Raw genomic sequence first — 14,390 nt, 5'->3', positions numbered from 1 at the left:
CGGGCACAAGCCCACGGCGGGGTCCAAGACTGGTCGAAACCAGCGAAGATGAGGTTACCAACGCAGCGCTTTATGCGGTGAGTTTGAGGCGATTTTGATCTGTCTGCAGATCGCAGCATCTGAATGGGCACATGAAAAAGGCCGCCCCGGATGGAGCGGCCTTTCTCAATGTCGGATAGATCCAAGGCCGATTAGGCGTTGGTCTCGTCGTCGCTTGCAGCCGGGGCTGCATCGTCGTCGTCGTCCGAAGCGGCAGAGCCGATATCGTCGAACAGCTCGGAGATTTCGAATTCAGCAGCGGCTTCTTCTTCAGCGGCCAGCTCTTGAATCGATTTGCCCGAGGCCTGCAGCTCAGCTTCTTCAGCAGAGCGTGCAACGTTCAGTTTGATCTGAACTTCGACTTCAGGGTGCAGCTTCACAGCAACGCTGTGCAGGCCCAGATCCTTGATCGGCGAAAGCAGAGCGATCTGCTTCTTGTCGACCGAGAACCCTTCTTCGGTGGCTGCGTCTGCGGCGTCACGGGGGGTGACGGAACCGTAGAGCGCGCCCGCGTCAGAAGCGGAGCGAATCACGATGAACTGCTGACCGTCCAGCTTTTCTGCCAGAGCTTCCGCTTCTTTCTTGGTTTCCAGGTTGCGCGCTTCCAGCTGCGCTTTCTGGTCCTCAAAACGAGCGATGTTGTTCTGCGACGCGGTCAGCGCCTTGCCTTGCGGCAGCAGGAAGTTGCGTGCGTAGCCGGGCTTAACGTCCACGACTTCGCCCATTTGGCCCAGTTTGGCCACACGTTCCAGAAGGATAACTTGCATGTGCTTATCTCCTTACTTCACGGCGTAGGGCAGCAGGGCGAGGAAGCGGGCGCGCTTGATAGCACGGGCCAGTTCACGCTGCTTCTTTGCCGAAACAGCGGTGATGCGCGACGGCACGATCTTACCACGTTCGGAAATATAGCGCTGCAGAAGACGGGTGTCTTTGTAGTCGATTTTCGGCGCATTGTCGCCCGAGAACGGGCATACTTTACGACGACGGAAAAACGGTTTGGCTGCCATGGTTTAGCGTCCTTTTCTCAAGCGTTGATCAGCGGCGCTCACGACGCGAGTCGCGCTCATCGCGCTTCTGCATCTGAACCGAGGGGCCGTCTTCATGTGCGTCAACCTTGATGGTCAGAACGCGCATAACGTCATCATGCAGGCGCATCAGACGCTCCATTTCCTGGATCGCCGCTGCGGATGCATCGGTCTTCAGGAAGGAGTAGTGGCCCTTACGATTTTTGTTGATCTTGTAGGCCATCGTCTTGACGCCCCAGTACTCGCTGTCGACCAGGCTACCGCCGTTGTCGGACAGAACAGCACCGAAATGTTCGATGAGGCCTTCAGCTTGCGAGTTGGACAGGTCCTGACGCGCAATCATGACATGCTCGTAGAGTGGCATGTGAACTCCAGTTTGTGTCTAGGCGCATTTCATAGACGGGGCGGTTGATCCTTCCGCTGCCCTGTCACGAGAGTCTGCGCGGATCGAAAATGTCGCGGAAGGAAGCCCCCATATACAGGTTGCCGCCAAAAGGGCAAGCGCCGTTTCCCGGCAGCCCCTGGCTGTGCGGATTTTCGGGGTCAATCACGGGGTGATGGACCGGTTCAGCGGATGTGAACCAAATTTTAGCAAAATCATGCAAGGCTGAAGATGGCCAGAAGTTTTGAATGGATCCAGAGCAGCGACCACGGTTGCCGTTTCCATGAGCCCCGCCTGAGCCAGCCCACGTGACCGGGGCAGCCAGGAAGCCAGGACAGGCAGGACAGGCAGGGCAGACAGGCCTAGAACCAACCTCCGGGGCAACGCATGGGCGCGACCCGCATTTACCGCATCTCCGCCCCATTTCAGCCTCAATGCTGGCGTCAATCTTGGTTAACAAAACGTTAACCGGCCAGCCAGACCCAGACCAAAGGCGCAGAAAGCGCCAGAGAAAAGGCAGGACAGACCGACCGCGTTAAGAGTGTGAAGGGACCAGAGATGAGCATCATCGAACCATCCGATATCGGGTTTCAGCCTGCGCATCAGGCTCGATTTGGTCACGCCATGCAGGGCGCCTCAACTCAATCCTACGTCAGGCAATCTCGCGCCGCGCGCCGATTGGCGGATCTGGCTCGCGCCACACCTTTGAACCTGCAGGTGCAGGCCAATTGGCCGGTCCGCTCCATTTTGCTGCGTATTCTTGGCGGGGGGATGGTGCTTGGTTCGACAGGTCTGTGGCTGCTGCCCGACGCCGGGATCGACCCGCAGATGTCGCTGATCCGGATCGGCATTTCCATCGCCTTCCTCTTTGTCGGACTGATCCTGCTGACCACGCATCACCCCGACAGCCAGCCGGAAGCGTGTTTTGACCCGGTCCGGCGCGAGCTGCGGATCCTGCGCGAATCCCGCAGTGGTGCCCCCCGCGTTGTCCTGCGCCGCAGCTACGCCAGCCTTGGCGGTGTGCGCCTTTCGGCCAATGCCATTTCGGTGGTCGACAGCGACGGGTCCGTGCTGATGGAGCTGCCGATTGACAGCACCGACACCCGTTTGCGGCTGCGCGATCAGCTAAATGGCGCCTTGCCCATTCTCAGCTGACGGCCGCTGCAGAACCGGCCCGACAGGCGGTGCCCCCGCCGATCTGCTCCGATCAACTCCCGGTCCAATCCCGGCCGCAATCCATCACAACTGCGCGAGAACCTGCCGCTCTGCACAGATGCAGCTTTGGTTGTTCATCTGAACACAGATAGTGTTGGGTTTTGCGGGCTTCCCTTTCGGGCGAGAAAATCCTCAACTGGGAAGCGATGTTACACGGTCCAATGGAGCCAAGATCATGAAAACCACTCTTCTCGCTGCCGCCCTGATGGGCGCTGCCGCCACCACCGCTTTTGCCGCACCCGAAGCCTATAATCTGGATGCGAGCCACAGCCAGGTGGTGTTCAGCTACAACCACCTTGGGTTCTCGACGACCTATGGTATGTTCTCCGGGTTCGAGGGTGAGATTGCCTTTGATCAGGAAAACCCCGAAGCCTCCAGCGTCTCGGTCTCGATGCCCGCACAGTCGATGCTGACCGGCTGGGAAGGACGGTTTGATCACTTCATGTCGAAGGATTTCTTTGGCGCGGACGACAAGGAGATGATCACCTTCACCTCCACCGACATCAAGGTGACCGGCGAGAATACCGCTGAAATCACCGGCGATCTGACCCTGAATGGCGTCACCAAATCCGTGGTGCTGGATGCCAAGCTGAACCAGGTTGGTGATCACCCGATGGCGGGCAAGCCCTGGGCCGGTTTTGACGCCACCACCACGCTGCTGCGCTCCGACTACGAGCTGGGCAAATTCACCCCCTTCATCAGTGATGAGGTCGATGTGAAGATCTCGGTTGAGGCGATGAAGGCCGAATAAGCCGGATGCCCGACGGCGGGACGACAAGACCCGCCGTCCAATGACTTGAAACCGCTGCCCCGACGGGGTGGCGGTTTTCTGTCGTTAGAGCATGATGGTCCGCTGTGAGCCCACAGCCGCCGTTGCTGCCTCGCTAGGATGCCGCAGGTGCAGGAGGCCGCTTGCAGCCCTAAAGCAGTCAAGTCCAGTTACTTGACGAGACAAAGAGGGCTGACAAAGAATCTCCCGAACTGAGGGGAACGCTCAACTTGGACCTTTACATTCTTACAGCCCCAGAGCGTTGAATGAAACCTTACCAGCTCTCACATAAGTTGCTAGCAAGGTGAAATGAACCAGAATCTGTATCTGCCGCGCACGCTTACAAGTGAAGAAAATACATACAGTGAAGCTGCACTAGTAACTGCCGTACGCTACGTCGTCATCTTAGCCGAACCCGGTGGTGGAAAAACTGAACTCATGGCTAGCCTGGCCCAGCAGCTAGGCACCAGTCCGATTACTGCAAGCAAATTTAGGCACTTAGGGGCGAAGGCGAAAACCGAACTACCTCTGGTCATCGATGCTTACGACGAGTTGGCGAAACTGAAGGACGCTGGGCTCCATAACCTTCTTAGACAGGCCGAAGCAGCCAACCCAACCCACTTTTTTTTGGCCAGTAGGTCCAGTGAATGGGACTATGCTGACACACGCACGTTCGAAGACTTTCTTGGCTCTCCTCCACTGATAGTAAGGTTGGTCGAATTCGACGAGGCGGAGCAGAAAGAAATTTTCGATCACCATGTACCTGGAGAGAATTTCGAAGCGTTCCGGACAGAAGTTGCACGATTTGAATTGGAAATGCTTCTCCCGAACCCAGAATTTCTAAAACTTTTCGCTGACGCCTACATAGAGAGTGACCGGCACTTTCTCGACAAACGGTCCATCTTCGCGCAAGCAATCGAGCGGTTGGCAAGAGAAGCAAATCCAGAGATAAAACCTATACGTTCAGCGCTCTCAATCAATCAAAAGGTAGATCTAGCGTCCGACGTTTTTGCCAAGTTGTTAATGTCCGGGGCAGAAGGTGTCAGCACCAGTGAAACTGCTGAGGACGCCGTGCACCCTTTGCTAGCATCAATTGTTGGCGACAAGACGTGCGTCACCGACATCCTGGCAACCCGGATGTTCAAGCCGGGGGCTAGTGAAGATCAGCATCGCCCTGTTCACAAAATCGTCGCTGAATTTTGTGCAGCGGGCTACCTTAACAAGCGGATCTTAGATCCGGTGGACTCGCTAACGCTGTCTAAGTGTTTACCGCTAATAGCGCCGAACTCCACTGTACGCGATGAACTCCGGGGAATGCTTGGCTGGATGGCGTCCCTCGGAACCAAAGAAGTTCAAGAAGCTGCTATTGAACTCGATCCCTATGCTGTACTTGCGAATGGCGATCCTTCCCAGCTTGATCCGTCCTCTAAGCGCCTGTTGCTGCTGCAGTTGAAGAATGCCGAAGCCAAGGACCCATACTTCCGACGAGGAGACTTTTGGCGTAGATACAGCGTAGCGGGATTCTTCACTCAAGAAGTGGTGGAAGAAATTAAGCCCCTCCTGGCACATAGTGCAAAGGGCCATTTGCGCAGTCTCATCTTGGAGCTATTGGCGGAATCACCTGCTGTCGAGAAGTTATTTAAAGAACTGAGCCATATCGCCCTATCTCCAAACGAATCCGAGAGCACACGTTTATTGGCGGTTAAATGTTTGCTCAGTACGGAAAAGTACGACTATCGAGCAGGTTTGGCCGTTCTCCTTTTCGAAGCCAGCCAAACCTCTCTCAATGTCGCAATTGAAATCATAAATAGGATTGGGCCGGAGACGTTTGATAGTTGTTATCTTGCAGGCTTCTTCCGGATCTGCGCCAACATCTATCCTCCCCGTGCGAAGCGCTTTGAGCGCGTATACATGAGACATGGCTTCGTCAAGCGGTTCATTGCTAGACTTGAATTAGCGAATATCGAGTATCTGTTGGACGAGCTGACTAGTGATTTGGCCTGCAAGTGCGGTCAAGAACACTACAATTGTGATTGCAGAAACGGTGTGAGCAAGATTGTCGGTTCATTGATGGACCGGTATTTCGAAACAGCTTCGCCGCCTTACGACCCGGCGCGGGTGTGGCAATGGGTTAGAAATTTGAACTTCCACCAAGTCAGGAGGGCAGAGTACAGCAAAGCGGTCCAAGTACTTCAGGAAGACGATAACTTGCGCCAAGGTATCTTCGCCCATGTGCTAGGGCCGCTCACTGACCTAGATCGAATTATCGAGGTCAAGGTCCGCACACTGTTTGGCGAGGGCGCTCATGCTGGGCTAGTTTTCAAACCGTGTGACCACAGGTTTGTAGTCGATCTTGCCTTTGAGACTGATAACTCGAACTTGTGGGTGAGTTTTCTGGCAAGGCATCAATATACTCATAAAAATACGGGACGAGGTCCAGACAGTTTGAGGAGGCACATGCGTCTCCAAGCCAAGGAGAAGCCTGCCTTAATGCGGGAGTGGGCTCAATCAAACCGAGCTATCGCGCAAATTCACCGCGAAGACACCAGCCGAAACATGAAGTTTCGCCGCAGAATGAAGCGCCACAGCAGGCAGCAAGAGTGTATTCATGTAGAGAACATAAAATTTGTTCAGAAAAACCGTGAACTTGTAGAAAGTGGGCGTCATTGGTTTTGTTTGAAGCGCTTCGCGAGACTTGTGCTCGAAAAGCCGGAAGAAATCGAAAACGAATTTGGTGATGAGAAGCTTGTCCGAACTGCCTTAAGCAACTGCCTAGATTTTATAGATGAGTTTGTTCCTGAACTTCAAAAACTCGCTGAACTGCGTTGTGCTTCAAGGGGCCTGCATTCTCTAACTATCCTCTACGCGGCGTGCTTGGAGCTCATGCGCATCAAAGGAAACCTAGAGGGCATCGAACCTCGCCTATTAAAGGCACTGCGAACAACACTAGATAGTAGCTGGCGTGCGGTATCCTGTGAAGAGCGTGACGCACTGAAAGTTGAAGTCGACCGCCTGATTTTTTCAACATCTTTGAGCGTTGAAAAATACCTCCGCGCATATGTTGAGCCTCAACTCGCGCAGTTTGGATGTCAGAGCCCTGAAGTTTGGTTGCTACGAGATGCTCAAGTTTTTCGCGAACTTAGTGCTAAGCTATCGATTGAATGGCTTAGGCGCTTCCGAGGGTTGGAACTTGATGTACTTGGCACTCTTTTTGATATTACTGCCCAGTTTGGCGCGCGCGAAAACTTGGAAGAGATCATTGTGGAACGATGCGCTGAGTTTGATTTTTTTTGGCCCGAACCGACAGGGAATGAGGTTATTGAGAGAAAGAGGTTATTTTGGCAAACTCGTGCTGTTTGTTTTCTGGACGAAACCTCAGAACATACTTGGCGTTGGTTCAAATCTGACCCAGATACCATTTTCTTGTTTTATGAGCGATATGGACAGATTAACCGCAGTCAGCACTCCTTGTGGCCGAACCTTACCTCAAAGACAACAGAGAAGATCCTTGATACCTTCATCGGTCAATGGGCTAAAGTTAATCTTCCGAGCAGCCATGGATCGATTAGTTCTAAAGAAGAGAACGCGTATCGCTTTTTAACCGAAGTGGTTTGGTCAATTGCCTCGGATGACCCCGATAACGCCATTGATGTATTGGATAGAATTCTAGAGGATCCTCGGTTTTCCGACCTGCGCGCAGATTTGAGAAATATTCATGCCAACCAGATGAGAATAAGAGCACTTCGAAATTTCGAACCGCCATCACCAAGTGAAATTGTCGACTGCTTGGATCATGACAGCGTTGTGACAGTTGAAGGCTTGCGTGCACTTATCGTCCAAGAACTAGAATTATATCAAAAAGCTGTTGATGGTAGTGAGTATAACCCAGCAGTAGTGTTCTATAACAAAACAAGAAAGAAAGATAATAAATCAGGGAAATACACGACGGTGCTCAAAAGAAAAAATGAGAATGAATGTACTGAAAGAATCGCTGAGCGTCTGAGCCTTCGTCTTCAACCACTAGGCATCTCGATAACACCAGAGCACCAACTCAAAGCCTTGAAGCGCAGTGACTTCACCGCAGCAAAGATGATTGGTGGGACGCGTCGATTGCTTGTCACGGAAGTCAAAGGACAGTGGCACGACGAGCTTTACACTGCAGCCGCTGAACAACTTCACAAACGCTATTCAATCCACCATGATGCAGAGCATCAGGGCGTTTTTCTCGTTATTTGGTTCGGGCCAGATCATAAGGTCGCAGGCCTAAAGAACATCAAGATCACAAGTGCTAAAGAACTCAAGAAAAGTATTGAGGGCAAGATGCCGGCTGAGTTAGCGGCATTTGTAGATGTGTTCGTCCTTGATGTTTCAGGAGTTTAGATAGTACGGAAAACGAACGCTTGCATTTACGGAATGAGACGCAGCACTCTAAATGCTTTCCGGATGGCAGCTTTAGGTCGTTCGTGCCACATTTTCAGATGTCGCTAATGCGCAAAGCGGACGCAACGGGTTGTCTAGGCTGCATGTGCGGCGAACGACTGCAAGGTCCGCATAGCTGACCGTGACGCTGTGTGGATCCCTCATCCATCAGCAGTGTGCCTGCTACAGCCCCCCCCTCAGGGCGCGCGGCTGGCGGTCAGGTCGACGGCAATGGTCACCGCATAGGCCAGCGAGCCTTCGTCCTGAACGCCGCGCCCGATGTTGAAATCCAGCCGGTTCACCTCGGCGCTTCCGGACATCACCGCGGTGTCACCGTTCAGATCCAGGGTGAAGGGCAGGCGCAGCGGCACCTCCTGGTCGCGGATGCGCAGGGTGCCGTCAGCGACATAGCCCTCCGCCAGCTTCTCGATCTCGGCGCGGAACTCGGCGGTGGGATAGCTGGCACTGTCGAAGTAGTCCGGACCCATCGCCTGATCGGTAACCGATCCCAGCATCAGCGAGGGGATTGCAACGGAGACGGTGACCGTGCCCGCAGGGCCGGGCGCATCTGGCTCCTCAAACGCGATGCTCGCCTGCCATTGGTCGAACTGGCCGCGCACCTCGCTGCCCATCTGCACGATAGCGATGGAGAGGGTGCCGTCCTCAACCACCCAGCCGCCAGCGGGCAGCGCCTCAGCGGCGGCGGCATCTGTGATTTGGGCATCGCCGGTATCATGGCTCTGCACCGTGGCCGTGTCTGCGGGCCCGTAGCTGTCCTGCGCATAAAGTCCGAAGGCACCGCCGCCCGCCAGCACCAGCACCCAGACCAACAGCGCCATCAAAAACGGCAGGGCACCATGGGGCGTCTCGGTCTTGACGGTGACCTTAGGCGCGCGTCCCGGCAGCATCCGGCGCAGGGTGGCGTCACGGTCGATCACCTCATGCTTCAGCGCACCGGCAACATGCAGCCCCAGCGCCACCGCAAGGGTCCAGACAAACAGCCAATGCAGCCCACCAAACACCGCAGCCACCGCCTCCGATTTCGGCACAAACGGCAGGCTCTGGCCAAAGGGCCACCAGATCGGCGCAAAACCGGTGGTCGCCGCATGGTGGATCCAGCCCGTCAGCGGCGCGGCGACCAGCGCACCGTAAAGCAGCCAATGCACCACCTCCGCCAGGACCGTCTCCGCCCGTCGTTCGGGGTGGAGTGCCACCGGCTTGGGCTGGCTCAACGCCCAGAGAATGCGCAAAAGCGCCGTCAGAAACAGCGCCAGCCCCAGTGTTTTATGCAGCGAAAACAGCAGCGCGGCGCGGGTTAGCGTGGCCTGTGATCCGTCGAAATCGGCGCTCTGGATGTGATGCGCCAGATCATTGGCGAAATATCCCAGCGGAAACACCGCCAGCATCAACAGGGCGGTCAGCCAGTGGAACCCCTTGGCAACGCTGCCATAGTGAAGGGCGGTGTTGTGGCGGGCGACGGGAGAGCTGGCAGGGGAGGACACGTCAGGGAAAACCTTCTCATCGGGAGTGACAGGGGTACCCTATCCCCTCCGCTGTCTGAGACAACACGCATCTCTGTCACCTGATGCACAGGCTTGGTGCATCCGCGCAAGGCTGTGCTTGTACGCAGCGTCACCTGCGTCTAAACCCGGTGCAACGCAGATGTGCAGAGAAGATGAGGTCTCAGATGACAATTGCATTCGTGTTTCCAGGGCAGGGCGCGCAGACCATCGGGATGGGCAAGGCGCTGGCCGAGGCCTATCCGGCAGCCAAAGCGGTCTTTGACGAGGTGGATGCCGCATTGGGAGAGGCGCTGAGCCAACTGATCTGGGAGGGGGACATCGAAACCCTGACCCTCACGCAGAACGCCCAGCCCGCGCTGATGGCCACCTCGCTTGCTGCCATGCGCGCGCTGGAGGCTGAGGGTGTCAGCATCGACAAGGCCGCCTTTGTTGCCGGTCACAGTCTTGGCGAATATTCCGCATTGGCCGCCGCTGGCGCAATATCGGTGGCCGATACGGCGCGGCTCCTGCGCACCCGTGGCCAGGCCATGCAAAGCGCGGTGCCAGTGGGTGAGGGCGCAATGGCCGCCATCCTGGGGCTGGACTTTGAGGCTGTGCGTGCCGTCGCCGAGGAGGCTGCACAGGGCGAGGTTTGCCAGGCCGCCAATGACAATGACCCGACCCAGGTGGTGGTCTCCGGCGCCAAGGCTGCCGTGGAACGCGCCGCTGAGATAGCCAAGGAAAAAGGCGCCAAACGGGCGGTGATGCTGCCGGTCTCGGCACCGTTTCATTGCGCGCTGATGCAGCCTGCCGCCGATGTGATGGCCGAGGCGCTGACGGATGTGGCCATCAAATCCCCCGCCGTGCCGCTGATCGCCAATGTGCGTGCCGATGCGGTGAGCGACCCCGATGAGATCCGCAAACTGCTGGTCGAACAGGTCACCGGGTCGGTGCGCTGGCGCGAAAGCGTGCAGACCATGGCGGCCAAAGGGGTGACCGAATTCTGGGAAATCGGCGCAGGCAAGGCGCTCTCCGGCATGATCCGCAAGATTGACCGCAGCCTGACCAGCCGCCAGGTCGGCACCGCTGAGGATGTGGCCGCCATCACTGCGGGCTGAACGCGGAATTTCATTAAAATTCCGGCTCGTTTTCTTCCAAGGAAAACGGCGGACCGCGGGCCGGGGATGCGACAAAGGAAACCATATGTTTGATCTGACTGGCAAATCTGCCCTCATCACCGGCGCGTCCGGCGGCATCGGTGGTGATATCGCCCGCGCGCTGCATGCCGCTGGCGCCACGGTTGGCCTCTCTGGCACCCGCGAAGCCCCCTTGCAGGAGCTGGCTGCCGAACTGGGGGAGCGCGCCCATGTGCTGCCCTGCAACCTCTCCGATGCGGAGGCGGTTGAGGCACTGCCGAAACAGGCCATCGCGGCGATGGGGGCGGTTGATATTCTGGTCAACAACGCCGGCATCACCCGCGACAACCTCTTCATGCGGATGAAGGATGAGGAGTGGCAGAGCGTGCTTGAGGTGAACCTCACCTCCACCATGCGCCTGTGTCGCGGCGTGCTGCGTGGCATGATGAAGGCACGCTGGGGCCGGATCATCAACATCTCCTCCATCGTAGGGGCCACCGGCAATCCAGGTCAGGGCAACTACGCTGCCGCGAAGGCCGGCATGGTTGGCATGTCGAAATCGCTGGCCTATGAGGTCGCCAACCGCGGCATCACCGTGAATGCGGTGGCTCCCGGCTTTATCGCGACCGCCATGACCGACAAGCTGAACGACGCCCAGAAAGACGCGATCCTGACCCAGATCCCCAGCGGACGCATGGGCAACCCTGAGGAAATCGCCTCAGCCGTGCTCTATCTGGCCAGCGCTGAGGCTGGCTATGTCACCGGCACCACGCTGCATGTGAACGGCGGTATGGCGATGCTCTGATCCGGGGCTGACCGCTCTCGGCTGAGGCACCAGAGGCTCGCGTTACTGGCTGGCTCACTGGCTGAGACACCGGCTCTATCGTTGGCACTATCACTGGCCCCGTCTCCGGTTCCTCCGGCGGCGGGGTTTTGCCATTTCGGATCCCCGGCACACAGAGGGTCACAGGCCGAGTGGGTGCCTAGAAGGGGAAGCGGGGCCTGGTCTACATCTCTGGGGAACCGCGGGAGATTTCCGGTCGATTTGGGACGCATGGGCCTTTGAGTGGCGCGACGCCAAAGGTGATACTCTGGTATTTATTGACGCGCAGCATGCTCAAGTGAATTGGAAAACAATAAGAAAATCATGCTGCTGGTTTGTGGGTTGTGAAAAATATCGCAGACAAGTCTTGCATGTGTCGCCACCTGTGGCCAAATGCTCACCCTGTTGCCTGAGCCTCAGGTGACAGGCTCCGGGTTGGCGGTCGCAGTGATGCTGCGAAACCGTTTGCCTCTGCGTCGGTCTGTGTTATAGGCGGCGCATATTCGCCTTCTGCGGGTCCATGCCGGACCGGCAGGGGCACGTTCCGCTATGCGGGACACGATCGCCCGCATCGGGCACAACCACGCCGCCCCGAGCGGGCAAGGGCAGAACCGGGCGAAGGCCTGAAAAGATGAGGAATTGACATGAGCGACGTCGCAGACCGCGTAAAAAAGATCGTTGTGGAACACCTGGGTGTTGAAGAAGACAAAGTGACCGAGAACGCGTCGTTCATCGATGATCTGGGCGCAGACAGCCTGGACACCGTTGAGCTGGTCATGGCCTTCGAAGAAGAGTTCGGCATCGAGATCCCCGATGACGCAGCCGAGACTATCCAGACTTTTGGCGATGCGGTGAAGTTCATCAGCGAAGCTTCCTGATCCCACCCAATCGGTGACGATCACAGACGGCGCTTTCCGGGCAGGAAGGCGCCGTTTTGCGTTTGTGGCCGTTTCCGACCCATGCGAGGTCGGGTTTTCTCCTTAGGGGTGATCAATCTCCGTGCTAGCCTTGGCGAAACTGCCGACGACAGGAGGGCAAAGCGATGATGATCTACCCCACGATGGAGCTGAAGGACGGGCGCTGCGTGACGCTGGACAAGGGGCGGCTTGATACCGCCATGATCTGGCATGTGGACCCGGTGGCCACCGCTAGCAGTTTTGCTGCAGATGGCGCTGAATGGATGCATCTGACGGATTTTGATGCCATTGAAGGCGACAACCGCAATGCCGAGCTGGTGGAGGAAATCATCCGCACAGCGGGCATTCCCGTGCAGCTGGGCGGAGGCATGCGCAGCCGCGAACATGTTGAACATTGGATCGACAAGGGTGCAGGCCGCGTTGTGGTGGGCACCCTCGCGGCGCAGGATCCCGAGATGGTGCGCATGTTGACCCGCCTCTATCCCGATCAGATCGTGCTGGCGGTGGATGTCTGGGAAGGTCAGGTGATGACCGATGGCTGGCGTCAGGCCGGGTCGTTCACGCCCGAAGCCTTTATCGAAGCCTTTGCCGATTGTCCCTTTGCGGGGATCATCATCACCGACATCGAAAGCGATATGAGCGATGTTGAGGCGCAGCTGGGGTTGATCGCCGGGCTGGCCGAGAAGGCTCGCACGCCGGTGATTGCCAGCGGCGTGGTGCGCACGGCGGATGATGTGGCGCGGTTGAAATATATCGGCTCGGTTTCCGGGGCGCTGGTCGGGCGGGCGCTGTTTCGCAAGACCCTGACCCTTGCCGAAGCACTTGAGGCCGGAACCCCTAACCGTGAACCGGTGGCAGAGTTTCGCTGATTGGCAAGCTCAGAGCCGTTGAAACAGATGGGCGCCGCGTGGGGGACCGCGCGGCGTCTTCCTTATGCCGTCGCACTCATCGTCCGGGCTTCGGACTACAGGCTGACGGGCGACAAGGGGCGCGACGGTGATCAGGTCGTCAGCCCTTACAACAGATCATAAGGATCATAAGCCGGAGACCGCGTTGGTTGGCTCCAGATCCGGCGCCGCCGCACCGCGGGTGAAACCTTGCTTTGCAGCCAGAGGTGCACGCCGAAAACCGGCGAGTTTCTTGACCACCTCGCGGGGCAGCAGTTCCTTGAACTGAATGCCAAAATAGTTTGTATTGCACCATTGAACCCTGCCGGTCAGCGAAACCTGCGGCGCGTCGTCAGGTAAGGTCAATGAAATCATGTCCCCGACAGCGCAGATGACATCAGATTTGATCTTGGCCCCTTCCTGGCTGATATCCAGAAGCGTGGCATCTGAGGCCGCGCCGCCGCACAGCAGATTGCAATCCAGATTGCAGGTGTAGCGCTTGCGTCTGCGCCGCAACACCGTCATGCGCCTCTCAAAAAGGATAAAGCATAAAGCCCCAATAGCCACCAACCCCAGCGAGCCCACAGCGGCAGTCGTGCTGGAAATGTGTCTGAACGCAGCCTGAGATCCCCGCTCCCTGTTTGTGCCGTCCTTTTTATGAGCCCTGTAACAGGGCATCCGGGCAAGATCGCGACGGAAGGCGTCCAAAGTCTCACGGGCAAACATTTTGACCGAAGTCCGCTCCGCGGTCCACCGGTCCTTAATCGCCAGAATGCGCAACAGACCCCTCTGCTGGGCGATCAGGTTGTCGGTCGCCCTGAGCAGCTCACGCAGGTTTTCACGTTGCATACCGCGGTGCAGCTTGGTCTTTGAGATATTGGCAAGAAGCCGTTCCATTTCCAGCATCGCACGCGGATTGCGGCCTGTGCGCAGATATTCCAGCACTTCCTCACTGGCGAGTGTCAGGGTCATCAACTTGTTAAACACCCTGCATTCCCGCGCTGCCAGTGGTTCGGCACCAAGGAAGGAACAGGCAACAATCACAAGCGCGCACAGGCTCACCTTCCACATGCGCGAAGGGCGGCGGTGTGCCGAACGCCGATCCCTTCGTACATCTGGATCCGACGGCGCGGGGCGTCCCAATACCATTCGTAAGTTTACCATTTACGCCTTGCCCCAGAGCCGTAGATTCAGACTTTGCGCCCTATCAGGTGGGCGCCGCATGTTGTTTCGCGGGTGCTGCCGATCCGGAATTCTCCGGGGAAACGCGCCGAGA

General features: G+C 57.1%; 12 protein-coding genes. 7 read left to right on the top strand and 5 right to left on the bottom strand.

The features are described from left to right. Nucleotides 1-191 precede the first annotated feature (191 nt). The 3 genes from rplI to rpsF are packed head-to-tail and all read right to left on the bottom strand — an operon-like array spanning nt 192 to nt 1,428. Complete coding sequence (gene rplI / locus OO25_RS04675; protein WP_040169455.1) at nt 192-806, bottom strand: 50S ribosomal protein L9; 615 nt, start codon at nt 804-806, stop codon at nt 192-194. A gap of 12 nt (nt 807-818) precedes the next feature. Continuing rightward, nucleotides 819-1,046, bottom strand: a complete 228-nt coding sequence (gene rpsR, locus OO25_RS04670) for a 30S ribosomal protein S18 (RefSeq protein WP_005982441.1) — start codon at nt 1,044-1,046, stop codon at nt 819-821. 28 nt (nt 1,047-1,074) lie between these two features. Next, complete coding sequence (gene rpsF, locus OO25_RS04665) at nt 1,075-1,428, bottom strand: 30S ribosomal protein S6 (protein ID WP_014874885.1); 354 nt, start codon at nt 1,426-1,428, stop codon at nt 1,075-1,077. Nucleotides 1,429-2,004: 576 nt separating this feature from the next. On the opposite strand from rpsF, the gene OO25_RS04660 reads away from it, so the two are divergent. From OO25_RS04660 to OO25_RS22925, 3 genes are all read left to right on the top strand, one after another. After that, entirely contained in the window at nt 2,005-2,601 is a 597-nt protein-coding gene (locus tag OO25_RS04660) for a hypothetical protein (RefSeq protein ID WP_040178670.1), read from the top strand. 235 nt (nt 2,602-2,836) lie between these two features. Beyond that, nucleotides 2,837-3,412, top strand: coding sequence for a YceI family protein (locus OO25_RS04655; protein ID WP_040169449.1), 576 nt, complete (start codon nt 2,837-2,839; stop codon nt 3,410-3,412). A 327-nt stretch (nt 3,413-3,739) separates the two neighbouring features. Further along, nucleotides 3,740-7,810: a hypothetical protein gene (locus OO25_RS22925; RefSeq protein WP_040178669.1), complete on the top strand. Its 4,071-nt coding sequence runs from the start codon at nt 3,740-3,742 to the stop codon at nt 7,808-7,810. 236 nt (nt 7,811-8,046) lie between these two features. Here OO25_RS22925 and OO25_RS04645 read toward each other — a convergent pair whose 3' ends face one another. Continuing rightward, nucleotides 8,047-9,351: a cytochrome b/b6 domain-containing protein gene (locus OO25_RS04645; RefSeq protein ID WP_040178668.1), complete on the bottom strand. Its 1,305-nt coding sequence runs from the start codon at nt 9,349-9,351 to the stop codon at nt 8,047-8,049. 185 nt (nt 9,352-9,536) lie between these two features. Between OO25_RS04645 and fabD the strand changes: the two genes are divergently transcribed. The 4 genes from fabD to OO25_RS04625 all read left to right on the top strand — a co-directional run bounded on the left by fabD (nt 9,537) and on the right by OO25_RS04625 (nt 13,096). Next, nucleotides 9,537-10,469 (top strand): ACP S-malonyltransferase, encoded by a 933-nt coding sequence (gene fabD, locus OO25_RS04640; RefSeq protein WP_040178667.1) that lies wholly within the window; start codon nt 9,537-9,539, stop codon nt 10,467-10,469. A gap of 85 nt (nt 10,470-10,554) precedes the next feature. Continuing rightward, the gene (gene fabG / locus OO25_RS04635; protein ID WP_040178666.1) at nt 10,555-11,292 is read left to right on the top strand and encodes a 3-oxoacyl-ACP reductase FabG; all 738 of its coding nucleotides are present in this window, start codon (nt 10,555-10,557) and stop codon (nt 11,290-11,292) included. Between the two features lie 662 nt (nt 11,293-11,954). Further along, nucleotides 11,955-12,188 (top strand): acyl carrier protein, encoded by a 234-nt coding sequence (locus tag OO25_RS04630; RefSeq protein ID WP_005982462.1) that lies wholly within the window; start codon nt 11,955-11,957, stop codon nt 12,186-12,188. A gap of 164 nt (nt 12,189-12,352) precedes the next feature. Further along, the gene (locus OO25_RS04625) at nt 12,353-13,096 is read left to right on the top strand and encodes a HisA/HisF-related TIM barrel protein (RefSeq protein ID WP_040169423.1); all 744 of its coding nucleotides are present in this window, start codon (nt 12,353-12,355) and stop codon (nt 13,094-13,096) included. A 165-nt stretch (nt 13,097-13,261) separates the two neighbouring features. Here the strand turns inward: OO25_RS04625 and OO25_RS04620 are convergent, their stop codons facing one another. Beyond that, complete coding sequence (locus OO25_RS04620; protein WP_242406978.1) at nt 13,262-14,020, bottom strand: PilZ domain-containing protein; 759 nt, start codon at nt 14,018-14,020, stop codon at nt 13,262-13,264. Nucleotides 14,021-14,390 lie beyond the last annotated feature (370 nt).

This window comes from Phaeobacter sp. S60, assembly GCF_000826845.1.
In the GTDB taxonomy this organism is placed as follows: Bacteria; Pseudomonadota; Alphaproteobacteria; order Rhodobacterales; family Rhodobacteraceae; genus Phaeobacter; species Phaeobacter piscinae.
This window is presented reverse-complemented; position numbering and strand designations above follow the sequence as displayed.

Bases quoted from the DNA above. Each gene is read 5' to 3' on its own strand.
- rplI (WP_040169455.1), bottom strand. From the start codon at position 806: ATGCAAGTTATCCTTCTGGAACGTGTGGCCAAACTGGGCCAAATGGGC.
- rpsR (WP_005982441.1), bottom strand. From the start codon at position 1,046: ATGGCAGCCAAACCGTTTTTCCGTCGTCGTAAAGTATGCCCGTTCTCG.
- rpsF (WP_014874885.1), bottom strand. From the start codon at position 1,428: ATGCCACTCTACGAGCATGTCATGATTGCGCGTCAGGACCTGTCCAAC.
- OO25_RS04660 (WP_040178670.1), top strand. From the start codon at position 2,005: ATGAGCATCATCGAACCATCCGATATCGGGTTTCAGCCTGCGCATCAG.
- OO25_RS04655 (WP_040169449.1), top strand. From the start codon at position 2,837: ATGAAAACCACTCTTCTCGCTGCCGCCCTGATGGGCGCTGCCGCCACC.
- OO25_RS22925 (WP_040178669.1), top strand. From the start codon at position 3,740: ATGAACCAGAATCTGTATCTGCCGCGCACGCTTACAAGTGAAGAAAAT.
- fabD (WP_040178667.1), top strand. From the start codon at position 9,537: ATGACAATTGCATTCGTGTTTCCAGGGCAGGGCGCGCAGACCATCGGG.
- fabG (WP_040178666.1), top strand. From the start codon at position 10,555: ATGTTTGATCTGACTGGCAAATCTGCCCTCATCACCGGCGCGTCCGGC.
- OO25_RS04630 (WP_005982462.1), top strand. From the start codon at position 11,955: ATGAGCGACGTCGCAGACCGCGTAAAAAAGATCGTTGTGGAACACCTG.
- OO25_RS04625 (WP_040169423.1), top strand. From the start codon at position 12,353: ATGATGATCTACCCCACGATGGAGCTGAAGGACGGGCGCTGCGTGACG.
- OO25_RS04620 (WP_242406978.1), bottom strand. From the start codon at position 14,020: ATGCTGGAAATGGAACGGCTTCTTGCCAATATCTCAAAGACCAAGCTG.